The organism is Oleiphilus sp. HI0132, from assembly GCF_001635845.1.
This window is the reverse complement of sequence record NZ_LWGJ01000202.1, coordinates 1-18,084: the sequence shown is the minus strand read 5'-3', so window position 1 is coordinate 18,084 and position 18,084 is coordinate 1. Positions and strand designations below refer to the sequence as shown.

Genomic DNA, 18,084 nt, shown 5'->3' with positions numbered 1-18,084 from the left:
AAAAACCTAATCGGCCACGGTTTACTCCTAACAAAGGAACATTTGATTTAGCTAACTCTCGAGCAGCCCCCAACAAACTTCCATCACCACCCACTACGATCACCAGATCACACATTTCCCCCATCATTTTGACACTGGAAACCTGCAAACCATGCCCGGGAATTAAAGCACCGATATTTTCTTCAATGATTAGATAATAACCTTCATTAACCAGAAATTTTCTTAAACGACGCATCGTTTCTATGACCTGGGCACTGCCCATACGACCAATCAAACCGATATTACGAAAATGATCCATACCTTAACTAACCCTTATACTATGTAATAGCGTGATATATATGAGAGAGGACGATCGCTTCAAGAAGCACTCTACATTAGCCAATACTACACCGGCCGACACTAAGCACATAATAAATTAACAGACTCCAGACTTACAGCCTGAATACCGTTCTCACGACAATTCAGAGATTTGAACATGAGATTGTCTATGAAGACAGGAAACGCTGATAGGATTCACCAAATCCACGCCAGCCCTGTAGCCCGCCAGTATGAACAGCTAATACTCGCGCTCCCGCCTGGATTCTTCCTTGATGAATATACTCCGCCAGCCCATACATCATCTTTCCTGTATAAACAGGGTCTAGAACCAAACCATGCTCATCATAAACATCAGAAATAAATTCCGTCAGACGACTATTGATTTTGGCAAAGCCACCGAAATGATAGTGATGACATATTCTCCAAGGGTTAACCCTACTGGCACCTGATAACTGCCGCTCTACGCGATGCTCCAGGTCGTGAGCATTTTTTAGTGCAGAAAATCCAACACACTGGGCTCGACCAATATTTGCCTGAGCAATCCCTGCCAAGGTTGCGCCTGAGCCCACAGCACAAGCTATCAAGTCATAGTTAAGTTGCCCCGCATGATGCAAGGTATTAAATAAACTTTCGATTCCTAGCGTGCCTTGTCTACCTGCACCACCTTCAGGAACAACCCAGGCTTCGGGCATTGCCTCTTTATACATATCAGGTGTAGTGTTAGAAGCAGTGTGACGATACGTTTCACGATCAAGCCATTGAATCTTCATCCCCCACTTTTCGCAATCCTGCAGAGTAGATGTCAAATCGCCGTGTGGTTCACCTCGAACAATACCGACAGAGTCCAGATTCAATTGATTTGCGGCATAAGCCAAGGCATGCAAATGATTTGAGTGGGCACCACCAAAACTTACAATTTGTGATTTGCCCGCCGCGACAGCCGCTAGTAAATGATGCTTTAGCTTGTACCATTTGTTCCCCGATATAAAAGGATGTACTTTATCGAGACGCAGACAGTCCAGGGTCACTAGCTGATCTTTCGCAATCTCCAGAGGAAAGGAGTGAACTTCGGGTAGTACATCAAATTGCACACCCAACTCAGCAGTAGTTTTATTATTAGCCAGCATAACCTTTATGACTCTCACACATGTCACTCACTCCTTCCTGAAAATCACCCGGTGCGCTAACCTTGCTTACACTCTTTCCGCAAACTTGACCTACGCCTTCGGCATGCTGGCAAATTGGCTGATCAAAGTGTTCTAACCAAGCTAGGTACTGCTCCTCCGTGACATAACATTTTGCCGCTACGAAAGCGTTTGGGTTATCAACATAATCACGAATTTCACTCGCCGTCATGGTGATATGCCCAGCACCCGGGTGGTAGGCAACGTAGACCACATCCAACGCTTTCAGGCGGTCAAACATACCTTCATTGGTGCTGCTAGCGCCACGAGACTCACTCAATTCCTCAAGCTCAGATCGCAGCTGCTCCTCACGTTCCTCTCGATAAGCAAGATCTAAATCTTTGCGATCTAACTGCTCCTTCAGGAGAACCAGTTCAGCCTCCATTTTCTGACGCTCCAAGCGCTCCTTGTCACCCGCAGACGCACCTTTTAAGCGAGTCTCCAGTTTCGAAACTAGATCTGACTGATCACTGACCTGATCCTGAAGCTTTAAGAACTGATCATTTCGCTTACCTAGCTTGAGCTTTAGTTTTTCGTTTATCAGCTTAAGCTGTTCATTCGTTTGCTTAAGCTCTTGAATTTCATTCTTATAAGCATGCAGAATAATTTTCTGTTCACGATCTCCAAAATCAACATTTTGCTCACGACTAGACTCCAGAGTACGAATTCTTAGCCTCTGCTCCTTAAGCAAACGAGCCAACTTGGTTCGCTTTTCAACCTCTGTTTCCAAGCCCAAGTCATCCAACACCGGATCACTCGGTGAAAGAACTGGGATATCCGGCTCGGCTTTCTCAAATTGAAAGCGTAGTTTATTCAACTCGACCGCTTTCTTGAGTCGCAAGAAGTCATTCGACCCGGGCGTCATATCAGGATCCCATAGGTCGTTCAAATGCCAATTAATTGAACACTGCCCCCGGCAAGCCAAACGTATTGGCCCGCCACCTAAATCAGGCCCACTACCACTCACTTCAGCCAAGCGTTCAATTGGTACATTCCAACTTGCGTCAGCCTTGCCATCTTCGTCGAAATATAAAATGAAGAATACCAGCGCCTGGATCGTACCATCCTTGCCAATCACCGCATAAACTGCTTTAGCTTCTTGATCAGCGTAATCTGGTAAAGCACCCAAGCCGTCTAACATTGCCTCGAACTCCGAGAACATCAAATGTTTCGTTACTTGCTGATTTTCAACAAAGAAGACAGCCTCATATGAATCTGACTTTCTAAACCCCATAACTACCTCGTTAAGATGCGCATAGAAATTGCGCACCCAATAAATCTAAAACTACAAATCAGTTTAGTTGATAACCAAGGAAGCACACGTTTAAAAAAGAAAGGATATGTAACGCTGCCCGGACCTATTTCACAGATATAAAAAACTATATGAACTGAAGGTATTAAGGTATGAATAGCGATTGACGTAGATTCGTCTAGTTCAAGCAGTTTTATCGTGGGTGGTATTAATAAAAGCGGGGATAATTAGCTGGAGGGGAATATAGAAGGCAATGCTGTTACATCTCAACAGCATCGTCCTCAAACTCTTCATCGTCATATTCCAGCCATCCGGAATCCAATACTTCTTCTTCATATTCGTTCATTTCTATCTCCTTTTGATTGTTTCAAAAGCAAGCGTATAGAAGAAATATGACAGAAATAAGTCAGACATCTCAAGAAGTATATAATTTGAGGTTTTCTTATTGAGAAATGAGTAAGAGTTAAGGACTGTAAATTTAAATGGCGGACCGGACGGGATTCGAACCCGCGACCCCCGGCGTGACAGGCCGGTATTCTAACCAGCTGAACTACCGGTCCGCATACTTTAAATCTTACATTCACTACCTTCACACAAGAACAGTGCTAGTAGTGGTGGGTGGTACAGGGATCGAACCTGTGACCCTCGCCTTGTAAGGGCGATGCTCTCCCAGCTGAGCTAACCACCCATTTGGGTAGACCTAATTCTAACATTGTCACGCAGCACCTAAGATGCTCCTTTGTTAGAAACCACCTCTTTCAAGGTAGCAATCGAGTTGAAGTGTAAATGGCGGACCGGACGGGATTCGAACCCGCGACCCCCGGCGTGNCAGGCCGGTATTCTAACCAGCTGAACTACCGGTCCGCAACAAACTTTACATTTCAATTTCAAATCTAAAAAAGATTTGGTGGGTGGTACAGGGATCGAACCTGTGACCCTCGCCTTGTAAGGGCGATGCTCTCCCAGCTGAGCTAACCACCCAACTCAATTGAGATGCGTATCTTAATGATTTCTTAGAAGCTGTCAATTAGAAATCAGCTTTTTTTTGCATAAATATGCAATTAATTTTCACAAGTCTCATATCTAGAAAAAACGTGAGGAAAAATCAAACAAACAGTTTAATTTTCAACCGATTAAATTAGATACTCCACCCATTTTTAGCGACTTTGCAACCAGCCCTAATTCAAAGACTGACGAATCAGGTCCACATTCTCGCGCCGCTGCTCACTCATTTCTTTTTGTTCAGGCTCAGGCTCTTCTTTAGATTCGAGCTGAAAGTAAGCATACCACGGTTCACCATCATCGACCGTTTCCTCCTCTCGAGGCACTGGAGCCGGCGCTATATTACCTGCTCTCGCTGCTCTTTCGAGACGATCTAACTCCAACTCTTCATTCAAGGTCAATTGAATTTTCGGCTCACGCCAAGGAGCCAACCAGTTTCGCCTTATTTTTCGCTTATCATCAATAGCGGCTAGATATTCATCAACATCATCCGCAAGCAGGTACAACTCCTGCTCCAAGGTTAAAGGCTTATCTCGTCGTAACTCCCGATACAAATCACTAGGCAGATAGAAAATCGGGAAGCCCCACATAAAGTTATTCGACCACGGCCAAATCACGGTAAACCAACCGTATTCTTGCATTGTGCCATCAAGTACCTCCTGAGCCTTATCAGCGTCAGTCGGGTGCCAAAACGAATGCGTCAAATAGCGAGTCTTGGGCATTTCCTTCATCGCCATTTCCCTTTCAACCAACTGCACATCGGCTGTTGCCATTTCATCTTCCGGCTCTATTAAAGAGTGCCTAATTTCAGGGAGCGACACCTCAGAATGTCGAATATAGGTAATCGACCCAGCGTCCAGATTCATACCAATATCAGCCTGTAAGTTAAGATCAAAAGCCATCATCACTTTATCATCGAAAGCTTCGAAACCAAATAACGGCATCAAGCTCTTGCGCACAGTAAAGTCATAACTTCCTGCTGGCAGTTCAACATAAGTGTAACTACCGGCACGAAGGTTAAAGATAATTTCGTCATTAATATAATAACTAGGTGCTTCCAGCTCTTCAGAGGCCCACTGACTGTTCGGCCGATAGAAGTAAACTAGTGCATTGGCTTCTTTATCCCACTCAGTATCATCGAGTTCCTTGAACATTTCGCCATCAGTATTGGGAAAATAGTAAGAACCCAGGTTTCGACCTGTCGACCAATAAATAGATGGATACCAACCTCTACCCTGCTTATGGAAAGGCTTCGAATAGGGCGCAGTAGTATCCGCCTTCACCTGACCAGAACTCAAAGCCAGCGGAAAAATCGCGCAGGCAAGCACAATAGAAAGCGCATAATAAAGAAAGGAGCGGGATGGTTTGCCCACAACGCTCTTTAATGATTGCTTAACCTCAGCAACGCGACCCAAGCTCACAGAGTAAGCGCTTCGTTGGCAAGTTTTGAAACTCACAATACCGTCCAATGTATCGTTTCCTATAGATGTACAGCTTTATATTTATTCGAGCAGCAAGACTAGCTACCCATCACAATCAGGCGGACAGTTTAACAGCTAGTTAATCTAATTTTTGCGATCTACCGCATGTCATCGAGAATCCGAATACCTGTAAAGACTATCTCACCCCGGGATTTGCACTAGAAGAAGACAATTTACCCAAGCTCGCCTCCAAATCAATGACTCTTTTTATAAGCTGGCGGCGACTTTCATCTATCGACAGCAAGCTTTCCTGGTTTTCTAATTGAACTTTGGCGCTATCACTCATACGAGCCTGTAGCGCAGCAATACGTTTTTCAAACTCTTGAGTACTCGAATCGAAAGTGCTCAATTTTTCATTAAACTGCGTCAAAAACTCTTCTCGTTCAGCTCGAGTAATTGACAACTCCCCTGACAACGAAGCTATACGACCATCTAATACTGACATCCCTTTATCAGAGTCCGCTTTCAATGCTGATAATGAAACCTCATGAGTAGCTAAAGATTTTTGACTCTCGGCAAGCTTTTTCGTTAGCGCTTCTATTTTCTTTTCATGACCTTGAATAGTTTTACGATTCCTATCATAAGACACACCCCACAGCTTTCGAACCTCCGACTCCAGAAAAGCCATTTTCTTCTCTGCAGATGTGCCGGTTTGCATTAGTTCAGCACCCGTTTCACTAACCTCCCCTTCCAAACGAGCCAACAACAACTTGCTTTGCCCTATAAATTCGTCAGCACTAGACAAGCGCTCCTCTAAACCGACTACCGTTTGGGATTGCTGCCAATATAAGTATGATAAGCCCCCCAAAGCCAGAAGCATTAACAGCAACAGAGAAACGACTAAAGGTGAAGCAGATGATTGAGAGGCTGCAACCGGGGCGCGCACCTCGGACGAACGCACAGCATTTACTGTAGAGCTAGAGCCTGAACCGGCCTTTCCTACTTGCTGTTTTTTGTTGCCGATATCATCTCTTTTGCCTGCCGATGCCTTAGCAGATTTATTCTTATTCTTTCGACTATTATAAAGATCCAGATCATCTCGGTCCGGCCGCAAGCTATCCATTAAATTTCCTCTGCACTAATCATCTCAGGTATCTGTACGCTTAAATTCCAACTACCGCCGGGTTACCATGCACCAGCCAGTCAAAAGCAGATTCTAGCGCCTGCGCGCACCTTTGTCCTCCAATAAAACAATTCTATTTGCATGAAACCTGATGAATCACTACTATATGCGGTCTTTTTTTATCCAGACACTAATTCTCTGGGTAATCACGTGCCTTGGCATCAAGGCCAGACAGTTAGTGAGAGGTGACAAGATGCAGCCAGTAGTTGGGATAATCATGGGTTCAAAGTCGGACTGGCCGACAATGGAACACGCGGCCAACATGCTAGACGAGTTAGGTGTAGCCTACGAAGTTAAGGTCGTTTCTGCACATCGCACCCCTGACCTCTTATTCAACTATGCCAAAACAGCTGAAGAGCGCGGCATTCAAGTTATAATTGGTGGCGCTGGTGGCGCAGCACACTTACCTGGAATGGCTGCCTCACAAACCAATCTACCTGTGTTTGGCGTACCTGTTCAATCTAAAGCATTAAACGGCCTCGACTCCCTTCTATCTATTGCACAAATGCCTGGCGGAATCGCTGTTGGTACACTGGCTATTGGTGTCGCCGGGGCAAAGAATGCAGGTCTACTTGCAGGCCAGGTGATCGCATTGCATGATGACAAAGTCAAAGCTGCTCTCAATAAGTTCCGCCAGACGCAAACAGAAACAGTATTAAGCCAACCAGATCCACGAGGCTAGGCAATGAAGAAAATTGGTGTACTGGGCGCTGGGCAACTAGGCCGAATGCTCGCTTTGGCGGGATACCCTCTGGAGCTGGACTTTCACTTTTATGATACGTCCGGTTCTCCTAGCGTTGGACTTGGAGACATTACTATCGACACCGAGGCCAAGCTCGACAATCCGGCCTTAGCGGACTTCCTGAATGACGTTGATGTCGTCACTTATGAATTTGAGCACCTTCCAGCGCAACTAACACAATACATCGAAAGTAAAAGTACACTTTATCCCCCCTCAAAGTCTATTGAAGTCTGTCAAAATAGAGCTGAGGAAAAGGCACTATTTACCAAACTTGGAATTCCCACTCCTGCCTACCATATCGTCAACTCCCTTGAAGAGTTAAAAGCGGCTGTCGAAAAACTAGGTTGCCCAATCGTCACCAAGACAACGCGAGAAGGCTATGACGGAAAAGGCCAGTTCGTTATTCGTCAAGCAGAACAATGCGAAGCAGCATGGCAGGCTATTGGCGAAGGTAAAAATGGCACAAACACACTTATTGCAGAAGCATTCGTAAACTTTTCTCGAGAGCTGTCAATTATCGCTGTACGCTCAGCTGATGACAGCATGAAAGTCTACCCACTAGCAGAAAACGACCACCACGAAGGCATTCTGCGCTATTCCATCGCACCTGCAGCTAAGGTCGCGGACGATATAAATGCTCAAGCAAATCAATATATTAAAGAGTTAATGCATGAGCTAGGGCATGTCGGCATTTTAACACTGGAATTATTTGAAACAGAAAACGGCTTAGTCGCTAATGAAATGGCACCTCGAGTCCATAACTCTGGGCACTGGAGCATTGAAGGCGCACATTGCAGTCAGTTTGAAAACCATTTGCGTGCTGTCAGCGGCCTACCTTTAGGTTGCACCGAAGCGCAAAAGCTCACCTGCATGATCAATATTATTGGTGAAAAAGGTGATACCGGGAGTATCTTGTCACTTCCTTACGCCAACCTTCATTTGTACGGAAAAGAAGAACGCGAAGGACGCAAACTAGGGCACGTGACTGTGCAAGCAGATAGCCACGAAGAACTTGCCTGGCGAGTAAAGAATGTTGCGAGTTTTTTGCCTGGAAGCCCTGAATTCAAACATAGTTAAACCGATTCAAAGGCAGAAACCCCAAAAGCAGCTTGAGACACTAGAAAAACTCAAGCTCGCTTTCTTCAAACCAGTCTTCTTCCTCCAAACCCTCACTAACTTCCGCAAATATCATTTCTTTATTGGTCTGTTTTATTAATAAACGACAGACAATTGGCAAGTCATGAATCTGTGCCAATAGGTGGCTATCCACCAAGAAAAGCCTCTCATGAACTTCGTAATCAACAGGTGCGTCCAGCTCTAACAGCTCATCCTGACACAATTTAGGCAAGCCCATTCTGAGAATACAGTGATGAAGCAGCAACTGGTTTTTCAAGTCTCCCAAAAAGCGATTAGCTAGCTCCATACACCAATTTTCCTGGTACTGCACAATTGTTTAATTTTGCGCTTCAATACTAGGCATTGTTTCCCTGAGAAAAGCTCCAGAAACACTTAAATACATTAAGATAGAAAGATCTTCAGAACTAGCCTCAATGGATACAGAAACAAAGCCATCAAGAGTAGATAACCTTTGTAGGTCATTATCAGTCTTTTTAATATAAGCACCTAAATTATCAAACTGTTTTGCACTAGCACGCTCAAACAACTCCAAAATTCGTGGCACAACTTGCACACTGCTCATTGATATTCCCTCAAGACTCTCTGATCACTTCATTATTCCCCAGTACCGTTACTATACAAAGTATAGACAGCAAACTAAATACTCCACCGAACATCTAGTAGCATAAAGGAGGCACTACCAAGTATAAAGGCAACAAGGTAGAATGCACTTTCTTCCAAACAAACTAACAAACTTACTTCAGCAGCTCACCGCTAATATATCCACCTTATGATACAAAATAGCTCTTCCCTACCCTCTTCTGTTGATCCAAGCCAAACACGCGTAATCGTTGGCATGTCAGGCGGTGTTGACTCTTCCGTTTCAGCACTACTCCTAAAACAGCAAGGCTTTCTTGTCGAAGGCCTGTTTATGAAAAACTGGGACGAGGACGACGGCACAGAATACTGTACCGCAATCGAAGACCTGAATGATGCCCAAGCTGTATGTGACAAGCTAGGTATTAAGCTTCATACCGCTAACTTTGCCGCTGAATATTGGGACAGAGTCTTCGAGCACTTTTTGGTTGAGTATCGCTCTGGGCGAACTCCCAACCCTGACATCCTGTGTAACAAGGAAATCAAATTCAAAGCCTTTCTCGATTATGCGAGTACCTTAGGGGCAGATTACATTGCGACAGGCCATTACGTGAGACGCGCTGACGATAATGGGCAAACCTTGCTATTAAAGGGGCTCGATAACAACAAAGATCAAAGCTACTTTCTACATGCTGTCAACCAAAGCAAATTAGCGAAAACCCTGTTTCCGGTTGGTGAATTGGAAAAGCCAGCTGTAAGAAAGCTTGCCGAAGAACATGATTTAATCACACATAACAAGAAAGATAGTACCGGCATATGTTTTATCGGAGAGCGAAAGTTCTCTGACTTTCTAAAGCAATACATCCCTGCGCAACCGGGTGATATTGAAACTGACAAGGGCGATATCATCGGCCGACACAATGGGCTTATGTACCACACTATTGGGCAGCGCCAAGGCTTAGGAATTGGTGGGCTCAGCGGCTATGACGAATCACCTTGGTATGTTGCACAAAAAGACCTTGATCGTAACGTATTAATCGTTGTTCAAGGCAGCAAGCACCCCCTTCTATACAGCAGCCAACTACAGACTCTCGAAACTGACTGGATCAACAAAGCTCCAAGTGAGTACCCTTTCCACTGCAAAGCTAAGGTGCGCTACCGCCAAGCTGATCAGGACTGCATTATTGAAAGTAACGACAATGGATGCTTAAGCGTATTCTTTGGGCAGCCTCAGCGCGCGGTCACACCCGGCCAATCGATTGCCTTCTATCTTGAAGATCAATGCCTCGGTGGCGCGATTATTGAAACAACGGAATAGACAGCTAAAACACTAGAAAGCTGAATTCCAAGACATGCTCAGCAATCATCAGCAAAGTAATTTTAAACAGTGAACTCTATGAACAAGACTCAACAACAAATACTTGCCCTAGCAGGGTTATTCCAGGCAATGTCAGCCGCTGACGACATTGCACAGAGCGGACAATGCAATCCTCAACACCTGGAAACTGCCTTAAATAGTCTGTTTATCACAAACCCGGATACCACACTATCGGTCTTTGGTGACCTTGCCAAACTTGAGAAAGGCCTTGAAGTCGTTCATGACCTACTTGCCAAAACTAATACTAAGGGGCACGTACTGCCCGTGCGCTACGCTCTTGCAGTCCTCCACCTTGAGAGAAAACTCAATAAAGATAAAGAAATGCTAGATGCACTTAGCCGGAAACTTGAGAGGGCACAACAGCAAGTAGAGCATTTTGGCCTGCTTCACGAAAATGTCATTGGCAGTCTCGCTGAGATTTACATGCAAACCATCAGCACCTTTTCATTGCGTGTACAGGTATCTGGCCATGAACGCCACTTGACCGTCGATCTGAACGCAGCAAAAATCCGCTGCCTGCTTCTCTCAGGCGTAAGGGCTGCAAACTTATGGCGACAACTCTCTGGCCATCGTTGGCACTTTATCTTTAAACGACGCGCGTTAGCAAATGAGTGCGAAAAACTATTAAGCCAAAGCAGAGCAAGCTAGCTGCTACATAATTATATCTGAAAACTATTACAGATCTACTTCAATTATTGATTAAATCCAGTAACTTGCATGAGAGAGACTTTGAATCTATATTAGGAACTTCTGCTCACGAATCAATCTATTTTGCAGTAAAATCACGACCCAACCATTACTGATTTCTTAAGGAAAACACTTTGTTTAGCAACCTTCGATTTGAAGTCAAAATTTGGCTACTTCTAGCTATTGCCATTATTAGCAGCTTATTCATTCAAGTTTTTGACCGGATTAATGAGCGAGATAACTTGCTCGAAAGTCGAAAAAGTGAAGTGAAGCATCTTGTTGAAAATGCGTCTTCGCTGCTTAGCTCATTCTACGAACGAAGAGATATATTGGGTGAAGCAGAAGCTAAAAAACAAGCCGTCAACGCTATCAGACACCTAAGGTACGACAATGGCAGCGGATATTTCTGGATCAATGATTATAGCGCGAAAATGGTGATGCACCCTATTAAGCCAGCACTGAACGGAAAAGACTTAAGCGAATTTACCGACCCTAAAGGCACGCAACTGTTTTCCGATTTTGTGAAAGTCGTACGCAGCTCTGAAAGCGGGTATGTCGATTATTATTGGGCTAAACCTGGAAAAGACGAACCTGTTGCAAAAACCTCATATGTTCAAGGCTTCAAACCTTGGAACTACATTATCGGCAGCGGTGTATATATTGACGATATCGATGAGCTATTCTGGAAAAAGTCACGATCGTCTATCTTCTTGCTTCTTGCCACGCTCATTGTCGTTGCTGTGATCGCTCGAATGATGACCCAAGACTTGGTCGAACCTTTAAAGCGAATCGTATCAGTCATGAAAGACGCTGCAAACGGAGACTTTCGACAAGAAATTGAGCAAACTGAGCGTCGCGATGAGCTAGGAGGTCTAAGCCGATCGTTCATCAGCATGCAAAGCGCCTTCCGTAGCTTAATCAATCACTGCAAACACGGCTCTGAAGAAATGTCGTCTTCTGCAACCGTCATAAATGACATTACATCAAGAACATCAGAAGGTGTTGACCAACAACACTCTGAGACCGAGCTTCTCGCCTCGGCAATTGAAGAGCTTGCCATGACAATTCAAGAGATTGCTAACAACGCTGCAGAAACCTCAGACCTGACTCACGAAGCAAATACTCAAATAAATCAAGGTAACGAGATGATGCGCAATACCATTGGTGCAATCAGCAGCGTCTCGGATGATATGACACAAGCCAGCCAAGTCATTAGCCAACTTGAAGCCGATGTTCAACAAATTGACACCATTCTTGGCGTCATCAGAAACATTTCTGAACAGACCAACCTATTAGCTTTGAACGCCGCGATCGAGGCTGCACGAGCTGGCGAAACAGGCCGCGGCTTCGCGGTAGTAGCAGATGAAGTTAGGTCTCTCGCACAACGAACTCATGAATCCACTGAAGAAATACAGGCGATGACTGAAGCTCTGCAATCTGCCGCTGCCAATGCAGTTAAAGTAATGGAGGCCGGAAAGATCCATACTCAATCTTGTGTGGATAATGCTTACAGCACCGGAGAGTGCCTAATGATAGCGGGTTCAAAAGTCGCTGAAGTCACCGATAGGAATAATATGATCGCTGCAACGGTGGAACAACAAGGCATCGTTGCGAATGAAGTCAGCAGCAATGTGGTCTCTATCAAAGAGGTCGCTCATGAAACCCACGAAGGTGCGACAACACTTTCACAACATAGCGAAGAGCTACAAAAGCTAACCAGCTCAACTCAGCAACTTCTTGAGCAGTACAAGGTATAGACTTGGAGAGAGCATATTTATAGCTCTCTTTTATTGTTATATTCATTTTATGCCTGATAAACACCGAGATAAGTAGACACATCTAATGAAAACCATATTACGCAAACCACTACACTTACTTATTTCAATCCCTCTACTAAGCTTGTGCTTTGCCCTAACCTGCTCTGCCAATAGCTGGAACTTGGAACATGATGACGACGGAATCAAGGTATATACTCAAGAGATAGAGGGTTCCTCATTCAAAGCATTTCGTGGTGAAACCTCGATTAAATCAAGCCTACATAACTTAATGGCCCACCATACAGACATATCTGCAATGGAACTATGGCTACAAGATTGCGCAAAGAGTGAAGTTCTTCGAAGAATATCAAATAAAGACTTTTATATTTACCAACGAACGAGTGCCCCCTGGCCTGTAAGCGACCGAGATTATGTACTACATGCCAATATTAAACAAGACCCCAAGACCTATGCTGTAACGATGACTTTCGAAGCCAGCACAGCCGTAAAGCAAAATCACGAAGACTGTGTACCTGTCACACAACTAACAGGTTATTGGCGCTTTACACCACAAGGTGATGGCTATATTTTTGTCGAATATGAAACGCATGCTGATCCTAGCGGAGACCTACCGGCATGGCTCGCCAACAGCTTCGTTGTTGACCAACCGTTAGGCACACTAGAAAAAATGCGTAGACGCGTCGAAAGCAATATCTATCAGCTGCCCAAAGAAATGTCGTACATCATTGAGCCACCATTACCATTAGCGATCAAAAATAAATCAATTTCCGAGCAAGCCACAAAACATAAGCAATAGACCGCACCCTCATGTATCCGTGACAAAAAGTGCAACTCAGGTCACATTTGTAGTATCATTGCCGCCCATTTTTTAAGCAGCAGAGAAAGAGATTACGAATGCAACTTTCATCTTTAACCGCAGTTTCACCTATCGATGGCCGTTACGGCTCAAAAGTCACTGACCTTAGGGATATCTTCAGCGAGTTTGGACTTATTAAATTCCGCGTAGAGGTTGAAATTCGTTGGTTGCAAACCTTGGCAGCCCACCCTCAAATTGAAGAATTAAAAGCCTTCTCTGCTGACGCCAACAAGTTCCTAGACGATATCGTAAGTAACTTCTCTGTAGAAGACGCAGAGCGCGTTAAAGAAATTGAACGCACTACAAATCACGACGTAAAAGCAGTTGAATATCTCCTAAAAGAAAAGTTCTCTGCAGCAAAAGGCGACTTCCCTGAATTAGAAGCCGATTCCGAGTTCGTTCACTTTGCTTGTACTTCGGAAGACATCAACAACCTATCTCACGGTTTAATGCTTACTAATGGCATGCAGAAGAGTGTTTTACCGTCAATGAAAGAAGTTGTAAACAAAATGGAAGAACTGGCACTTGAGCACGCTGAAATCCCGATGCTTTCACGTACCCACGGTCAAACAGCCTCGCCTTCTACAATGGGTAAAGAATTTGCAAATGTTGTTGCTCGTTTACGCCGCCAGTTGGCTCAAATCGAGAAAGTTGAAATCCTGGGCAAAATTAATGGCGCTGTAGGTAACTACAATGCTCACCTATCTGCCTACCCTGATGTTGACTGGGCTGAAAATGCTAAAACATTCATCGAGAGCCTAGGACTACAGTTCAACCCGTATACAACACAGATTGAGCCCCACGATTATATTGCAGAATTGTTTGACGCAATTGCCCGCTTCAACACGATTCTAATCGACCTAGACCGCGACATTTGGGCTTACATTTCAATGGCTTTCTTCAAGCAGAAAACAATTGCTGGTGAAGTTGGCTCTTCCACGATGCCTCATAAAGTTAACCCTATCGACTTTGAAAACTCTGAAGGCAACTTAGGCCTGGCAAACGCTATATTAGGCCACTTGGCAGAAAAGCTACCTATCTCTCGCTGGCAGCGTGACCTGACAGATTCTACGGTTCTTCGTAACCTAGGCGTCGGCCTGGCGCACAGCATCATTGCTTACCAGTCCACGCTAAAGGGTCTAAACAAGCTTCAAATTAACCCGGAGCGTTTAGCTCAAGACCTCGACAACGCATGGGAAATCATGGCTGAGCCGATTCAAACCGTTATGCGTCGCTATAAGGTTGAACAACCTTACGAGAAGCTTAAAGAGCTAACTCGCGGTAATGTAATGAACCAGGAAACGATTCAAAGCTTTGTGAAGACTTTAGATATTCCAGACCCTGCTAAAGAAGAGCTGCTGAAATTGACGCCTGCTACCTATATTGGTAACGCAATAGCGCAGGCAAACGCAATTAAGAGCTAACTTTCGAAAGATTATAAAAAAGGCGCATTGAGAAAACTCAACGCGCCTTTTTTCTTTCCATTTGAAGACTCTTAAGTAATCAGTTTCGCCCATAAACCCTTTCTCTGTTATAACGGAAGAAACCTAACATTTCTTCTTCCTTCTGGATGGTACTGGCCTCATTTTTAAAGTACTTCTCTCGCAAAGCGCTTAGCTTTTCTACTAAGGCTTCGCCTTCAAACTGCTCAGAGACAAGTGAACGCTCTTCCATATATGCGTAACCATTATTCCACCGATCCTCTCTCTCTTGGTCTCGCTTGGCCAACCATTCTATCTGGGACTCTTCGAATCCGATGAGCCGCCTCACTTCATTAATTTCATACTGACGTTCTTCACGTGTTAATGCACCGAGTTCACTTTGTACAGCATTAAGACCAAAGACAACTTGAGATAACATACCTTTCGAATCAAGCACCAAATCTTCAACAGAGCCAAAATAGTTTTCATCATAAGCGCTTTGCAATAGATAAACTCGGTCTTGCATGCTCATATCAAGTGACTGGTTAAGCATATTAACGGTAGAGAGCATCGACTCTCGTTTATCTTCTTCAGCACTTCGTTCTTTCTCCCAAATAGCTTCTGCTAACTCCTCACCAAAAATTTCATAGCGCTTTTGCCACAACATGCCTTGCTGCTGCAACGCAGGCATTTCATTCAGATCTAATATATTAGTCAAGAGCCACTCCTCATAGATATCAAGCATTGCTAATAAAGCAAGAATATCATCTACTAACTCGGGGAAAGCCGTTCGAATAATTCGCTCAAATATTTCCGCACCTGTATCTGGGTAGGACTGTATTAAGTCGTTACGCATTTCTTTCAAGCTTGCGTGAAAAGACGGTAAGTGTTTCTCACTTGAGTGTTCTTGAACCAGTAAGCTTACTAAGGCTTCAATCAGCTGCTCAATCTCACTAGGCTCCGCTTTCAAATACTCTGGAATCTGAGGAGTAGGCACATCAAGGTAATCCTCAGTCGAGGAAGATAAAGGTAATGAAGGGCCAAGAGAAACAGGCTCATAGTGCGAATTAAGTGGCTTTTGACTGGCAAATAACTGAATAAGGAAAACGCTTAGTGCGATACTGATAACAGCGATGCCACCCAACAAATAGGGTTTCAAATTTACGGCTTTATTGTGCTCACTCATATCTACTCTCTGAATTATTATCTTTAGACATTTCGAGAAAGCGGCGATCCCTGCCGCTCCAAAACTTACTACTCTGTTTTTATAGCAAAGGCTGAAGTACTGGCCAGATCTGTGCTGAAAGGTTATGAGATCCTTCCACGGTCGGATGAATATCATCACTTTCCACCTGAGAAGCAGGTACCGTTCCACGCGGATCTACAAAATGACAATTCGCATTACTCGACACGTCACAAGCATAACCCAGCAAGTCATCTCCATAATTCAATGCTTGAGTTAGATTCGCATTACCTCTAGGTAGCTCGTAATAGCCGAGCCATACAACATTATCGACGCCATCTGCATCCATTTGGTTTAGCAAGTTAACCGCGTTAACATACTGATCTTCAACTAAGCCACGGCAGCTGCTAGAAATGTTCCAGCGATACCACTTAGTACGGCAACCATAAGGGTCGAATAAAGTTGCCGGTATCAAGATATCATTACCGCCGCCATCCATGACAATCGTAGAAATATTCGCATCCGTTGCTTTCGCATCTTGGTACTGTTTGTCTACAGGTGTTGCTAATGAACCACCCGATAACTCAGCGCCACTTTGCGTATAGTTTCGGAAAGTGGTACCGGCATTCGCTTGAAGGTCCTCCTCAATTACACCATTCAAATCGAATATCGAATCACCTAGCGTTACCACGTCCATACGCTGAGCGTTTTCTTCATAAGGGTTTCCCGTACAAGCAACCAAGGAACCGGCAATCGCTAGTGTCCCCACCAGCTTAATCATAGAGCCGCCTTTGTGATACAGTTTTCTTAGATTCATCGTTTTCATGCTTTCTCCAGTTGTTATTTTTGATATGGAGACATGATCATATAATGATTAATTTAAGTTTAGTGAGGCGCAAAACGTACCAAATAGTGAATATTGTTCATATTTTGCACCCTCGATAATACACGAGCTAAAAAGAGAATAGATTTGTGATTTCATTCACAAAAAAAGGGCCTTCCCTGGCCCCACTAACTATGTAAATCTAATTAAGTCGAGTGAATGTATTTACCCGAATTACAATACAGGCTGAAGCACAGGCCAAATCTGATTTGCCAAGTTAATAGATCCTTCTGGGGTTGGGTGAATATTATCGCTTTCAACTTGAGATGCTGGAACAGTGCCACGCGTATCGACAAATGAGCAGCTTGCATTCGTCGCTACATCGCAAGCATAACCAAGCAAGTCATCACCGTAATTTAAGGCTTTTGTGAGGTTTTTATTGCCACGAGGTAACTCGTAATACCCTAGCCATATCACGTTCTGAACATCATCACTTTCCATCTGATTGAGCAGGTTTACTGCATTAATATACTGATCCTCAATCAAGCCACGGCAGCTTCTTGAAATATTCCAACGCCACCAGTGAGTACGACACCCATAAGGGTCGAATAGCATTGCGGGGATAAGAATGTCGTTACCGCCGCCATCCATAACAATGGTATCGATATTTGCGTCTGTAGACTTAGCATCCTCATATTGTTGATCGACGGCTTTAGCCAAGGCACCACCAGACAACTCTGCTCCGCTTTGCGTGTAATCTCGAAAGGTCTCACCGGCATAGGATTCGAGCGTCTCTTGAATGACACCATTAAGATCAAAGATCGAGTCGCCCAGAGTAATAACGTCATTGCGATCTGCCACTTCTTCGTAAGGGTTACCTGTACAACCGACAACACTCACAGAAACTATACAGGCAGCTGCAAATTTGACAGCCTTAGCCATCTTCACTGGCAGGTCTATCAATTTTTTTTGTTTTAATCTAATCATTTTGCTTCTCCAGCTTTTTGATTGTTTTATGGAGAAACAACGATAACGCAGTCATGAATTTTTTTAGGTATAGGATTACGTACAGATCTCATAGATCAGTGCGCAATTTGCCTTAGGGTTCATTGCACATTCGTCTGGCCAAATCATCTCTAGCGT

General features: G+C 44.3%; 17 protein-coding genes and 4 tRNA genes. 7 read left to right on the top strand and 14 right to left on the bottom strand.

From position 1 onward, the window contains the following. From A3766_RS02580 to A3766_RS02540, 9 genes are all read right to left on the bottom strand, one after another. The coding region (locus A3766_RS02580; protein WP_197479219.1) for an NAD(+)/NADH kinase at positions 1 to 298 on the bottom strand (298 nt) is incomplete at its 3' end. Positions 299 to 485: 187 nt separating this feature from the next. Next, positions 486 to 1,445 carry a 1-aminocyclopropane-1-carboxylate deaminase/D-cysteine desulfhydrase gene (locus A3766_RS02575; RefSeq protein ID WP_068506820.1) on the bottom strand — a complete coding sequence of 320 codons (960 nt, stop codon included), beginning with the start codon at positions 1,443 to 1,445 and terminating at the stop codon, positions 486 to 488. Next, the gene (locus A3766_RS02570) at positions 1,435 to 2,736 is read right to left on the bottom strand and encodes a hypothetical protein (protein WP_068506822.1); all 1,302 of its coding nucleotides are present in this window, start codon (positions 2,734 to 2,736) and stop codon (positions 1,435 to 1,437) included. Before A3766_RS02570 ends, A3766_RS02575 begins: the two co-directional genes overlap by 11 nt. 501 nt (positions 2,737 to 3,237) lie before the next feature. Then, a tRNA-Asp gene (locus A3766_RS02565) sits at positions 3,238 to 3,314 on the bottom strand. A 52-nt stretch (positions 3,315 to 3,366) separates the two neighbouring features. Beyond that, a tRNA-Val gene (locus A3766_RS02560) sits at positions 3,367 to 3,442 on the bottom strand. A 99-nt stretch (positions 3,443 to 3,541) separates the two neighbouring features. Continuing rightward, a tRNA-OTHER gene (locus A3766_RS02555) sits at positions 3,542 to 3,618 on the bottom strand. 41 nt (positions 3,619 to 3,659) lie between these two features. Further along, positions 3,660 to 3,735, bottom strand: a tRNA-Val gene (locus A3766_RS02550). Between the two features lie 197 nt (positions 3,736 to 3,932). Next, positions 3,933 to 5,213, bottom strand: a complete 1,281-nt coding sequence (locus tag A3766_RS02545; RefSeq protein ID WP_156494988.1) for a DUF2846 domain-containing protein — start codon at positions 5,211 to 5,213, stop codon at positions 3,933 to 3,935. Between the two features lie 160 nt (positions 5,214 to 5,373). Further along, positions 5,374 to 6,300, bottom strand: coding sequence for a hypothetical protein (locus tag A3766_RS02540; RefSeq protein ID WP_068506828.1), 927 nt, complete (start codon positions 6,298 to 6,300; stop codon positions 5,374 to 5,376). 253 nt (positions 6,301 to 6,553) lie between these two features. On the opposite strand from A3766_RS02540, the gene purE reads away from it, so the two are divergent. Both purE and A3766_RS02530 read left to right on the top strand, forming a co-directional pair. After that, positions 6,554 to 7,042, top strand: a complete 489-nt coding sequence (gene purE / locus A3766_RS02535; protein WP_068506833.1) for a 5-(carboxyamino)imidazole ribonucleotide mutase — start codon at positions 6,554 to 6,556, stop codon at positions 7,040 to 7,042. Positions 7,043 to 7,045: 3 nt separating this feature from the next. Continuing rightward, positions 7,046 to 8,179 carry a 5-(carboxyamino)imidazole ribonucleotide synthase gene (locus A3766_RS02530; protein WP_068553054.1) on the top strand — a complete coding sequence of 378 codons (1,134 nt, stop codon included), beginning with the start codon at positions 7,046 to 7,048 and terminating at the stop codon, positions 8,177 to 8,179. Positions 8,180 to 8,219: 40 nt separating this feature from the next. Here A3766_RS02530 and A3766_RS02525 read toward each other — a convergent pair whose 3' ends face one another. Both A3766_RS02525 and A3766_RS02520 read right to left on the bottom strand, forming a co-directional pair. Then, positions 8,220 to 8,525, bottom strand: coding sequence for a hypothetical protein (locus A3766_RS02525; protein WP_068511619.1), 306 nt, complete (start codon positions 8,523 to 8,525; stop codon positions 8,220 to 8,222). A gap of 30 nt (positions 8,526 to 8,555) precedes the next feature. Further along, positions 8,556 to 8,801 (bottom strand): hypothetical protein, encoded by a 246-nt coding sequence (locus A3766_RS02520; protein WP_068511616.1) that lies wholly within the window; start codon positions 8,799 to 8,801, stop codon positions 8,556 to 8,558. Between the two features lie 207 nt (positions 8,802 to 9,008). Between A3766_RS02520 and mnmA the strand changes: the two genes are divergently transcribed. From mnmA to purB, 5 genes are all read left to right on the top strand, one after another. Continuing rightward, complete coding sequence (mnmA, locus tag A3766_RS02515) at positions 9,009 to 10,133, top strand: tRNA 2-thiouridine(34) synthase MnmA (protein WP_068511612.1); 1,125 nt, start codon at positions 9,009 to 9,011, stop codon at positions 10,131 to 10,133. Between the two features lie 78 nt (positions 10,134 to 10,211). Next, complete coding sequence (gene hflD / locus A3766_RS02510) at positions 10,212 to 10,841, top strand: high frequency lysogenization protein HflD (RefSeq protein ID WP_068511610.1); 630 nt, start codon at positions 10,212 to 10,214, stop codon at positions 10,839 to 10,841. Positions 10,842 to 11,014: 173 nt separating this feature from the next. Beyond that, positions 11,015 to 12,637, top strand: coding sequence for a methyl-accepting chemotaxis protein (locus A3766_RS02505; RefSeq protein ID WP_068511607.1), 1,623 nt, complete (start codon positions 11,015 to 11,017; stop codon positions 12,635 to 12,637). Between the two features lie 85 nt (positions 12,638 to 12,722). After that, positions 12,723 to 13,454 carry an START domain-containing protein gene (locus A3766_RS02500; RefSeq protein ID WP_068511605.1) on the top strand — a complete coding sequence of 244 codons (732 nt, stop codon included), beginning with the start codon at positions 12,723 to 12,725 and terminating at the stop codon, positions 13,452 to 13,454. A gap of 98 nt (positions 13,455 to 13,552) precedes the next feature. Next, entirely contained in the window at positions 13,553 to 14,938 is a 1,386-nt protein-coding gene (purB, locus tag A3766_RS02495) for an adenylosuccinate lyase (RefSeq protein ID WP_068507443.1), read from the top strand. 79 nt (positions 14,939 to 15,017) lie between these two features. On the opposite strand, the gene A3766_RS02490 is transcribed toward purB, so the two are convergent. The 3 genes from A3766_RS02490 to A3766_RS02480 all read right to left on the bottom strand — a co-directional run bounded on the left by A3766_RS02490 (position 15,018) and on the right by A3766_RS02480 (position 17,928). Next, on the bottom strand, positions 15,018 to 16,121 hold the full coding sequence (locus tag A3766_RS02490; protein ID WP_068641606.1) for a hypothetical protein: 1,104 nt from the start codon (positions 16,119 to 16,121) through the stop codon (positions 15,018 to 15,020). Between the two features lie 79 nt (positions 16,122 to 16,200). Continuing rightward, entirely contained in the window at positions 16,201 to 16,944 is a 744-nt protein-coding gene (locus A3766_RS02485) for an SGNH/GDSL hydrolase family protein (RefSeq protein ID WP_082865373.1), read from the bottom strand. 231 nt (positions 16,945 to 17,175) lie between these two features. Beyond that, entirely contained in the window at positions 17,176 to 17,928 is a 753-nt protein-coding gene (locus A3766_RS02480; protein WP_068554320.1) for an SGNH/GDSL hydrolase family protein, read from the bottom strand. Positions 17,929 to 18,084: the final 156 nt, after the last annotated feature.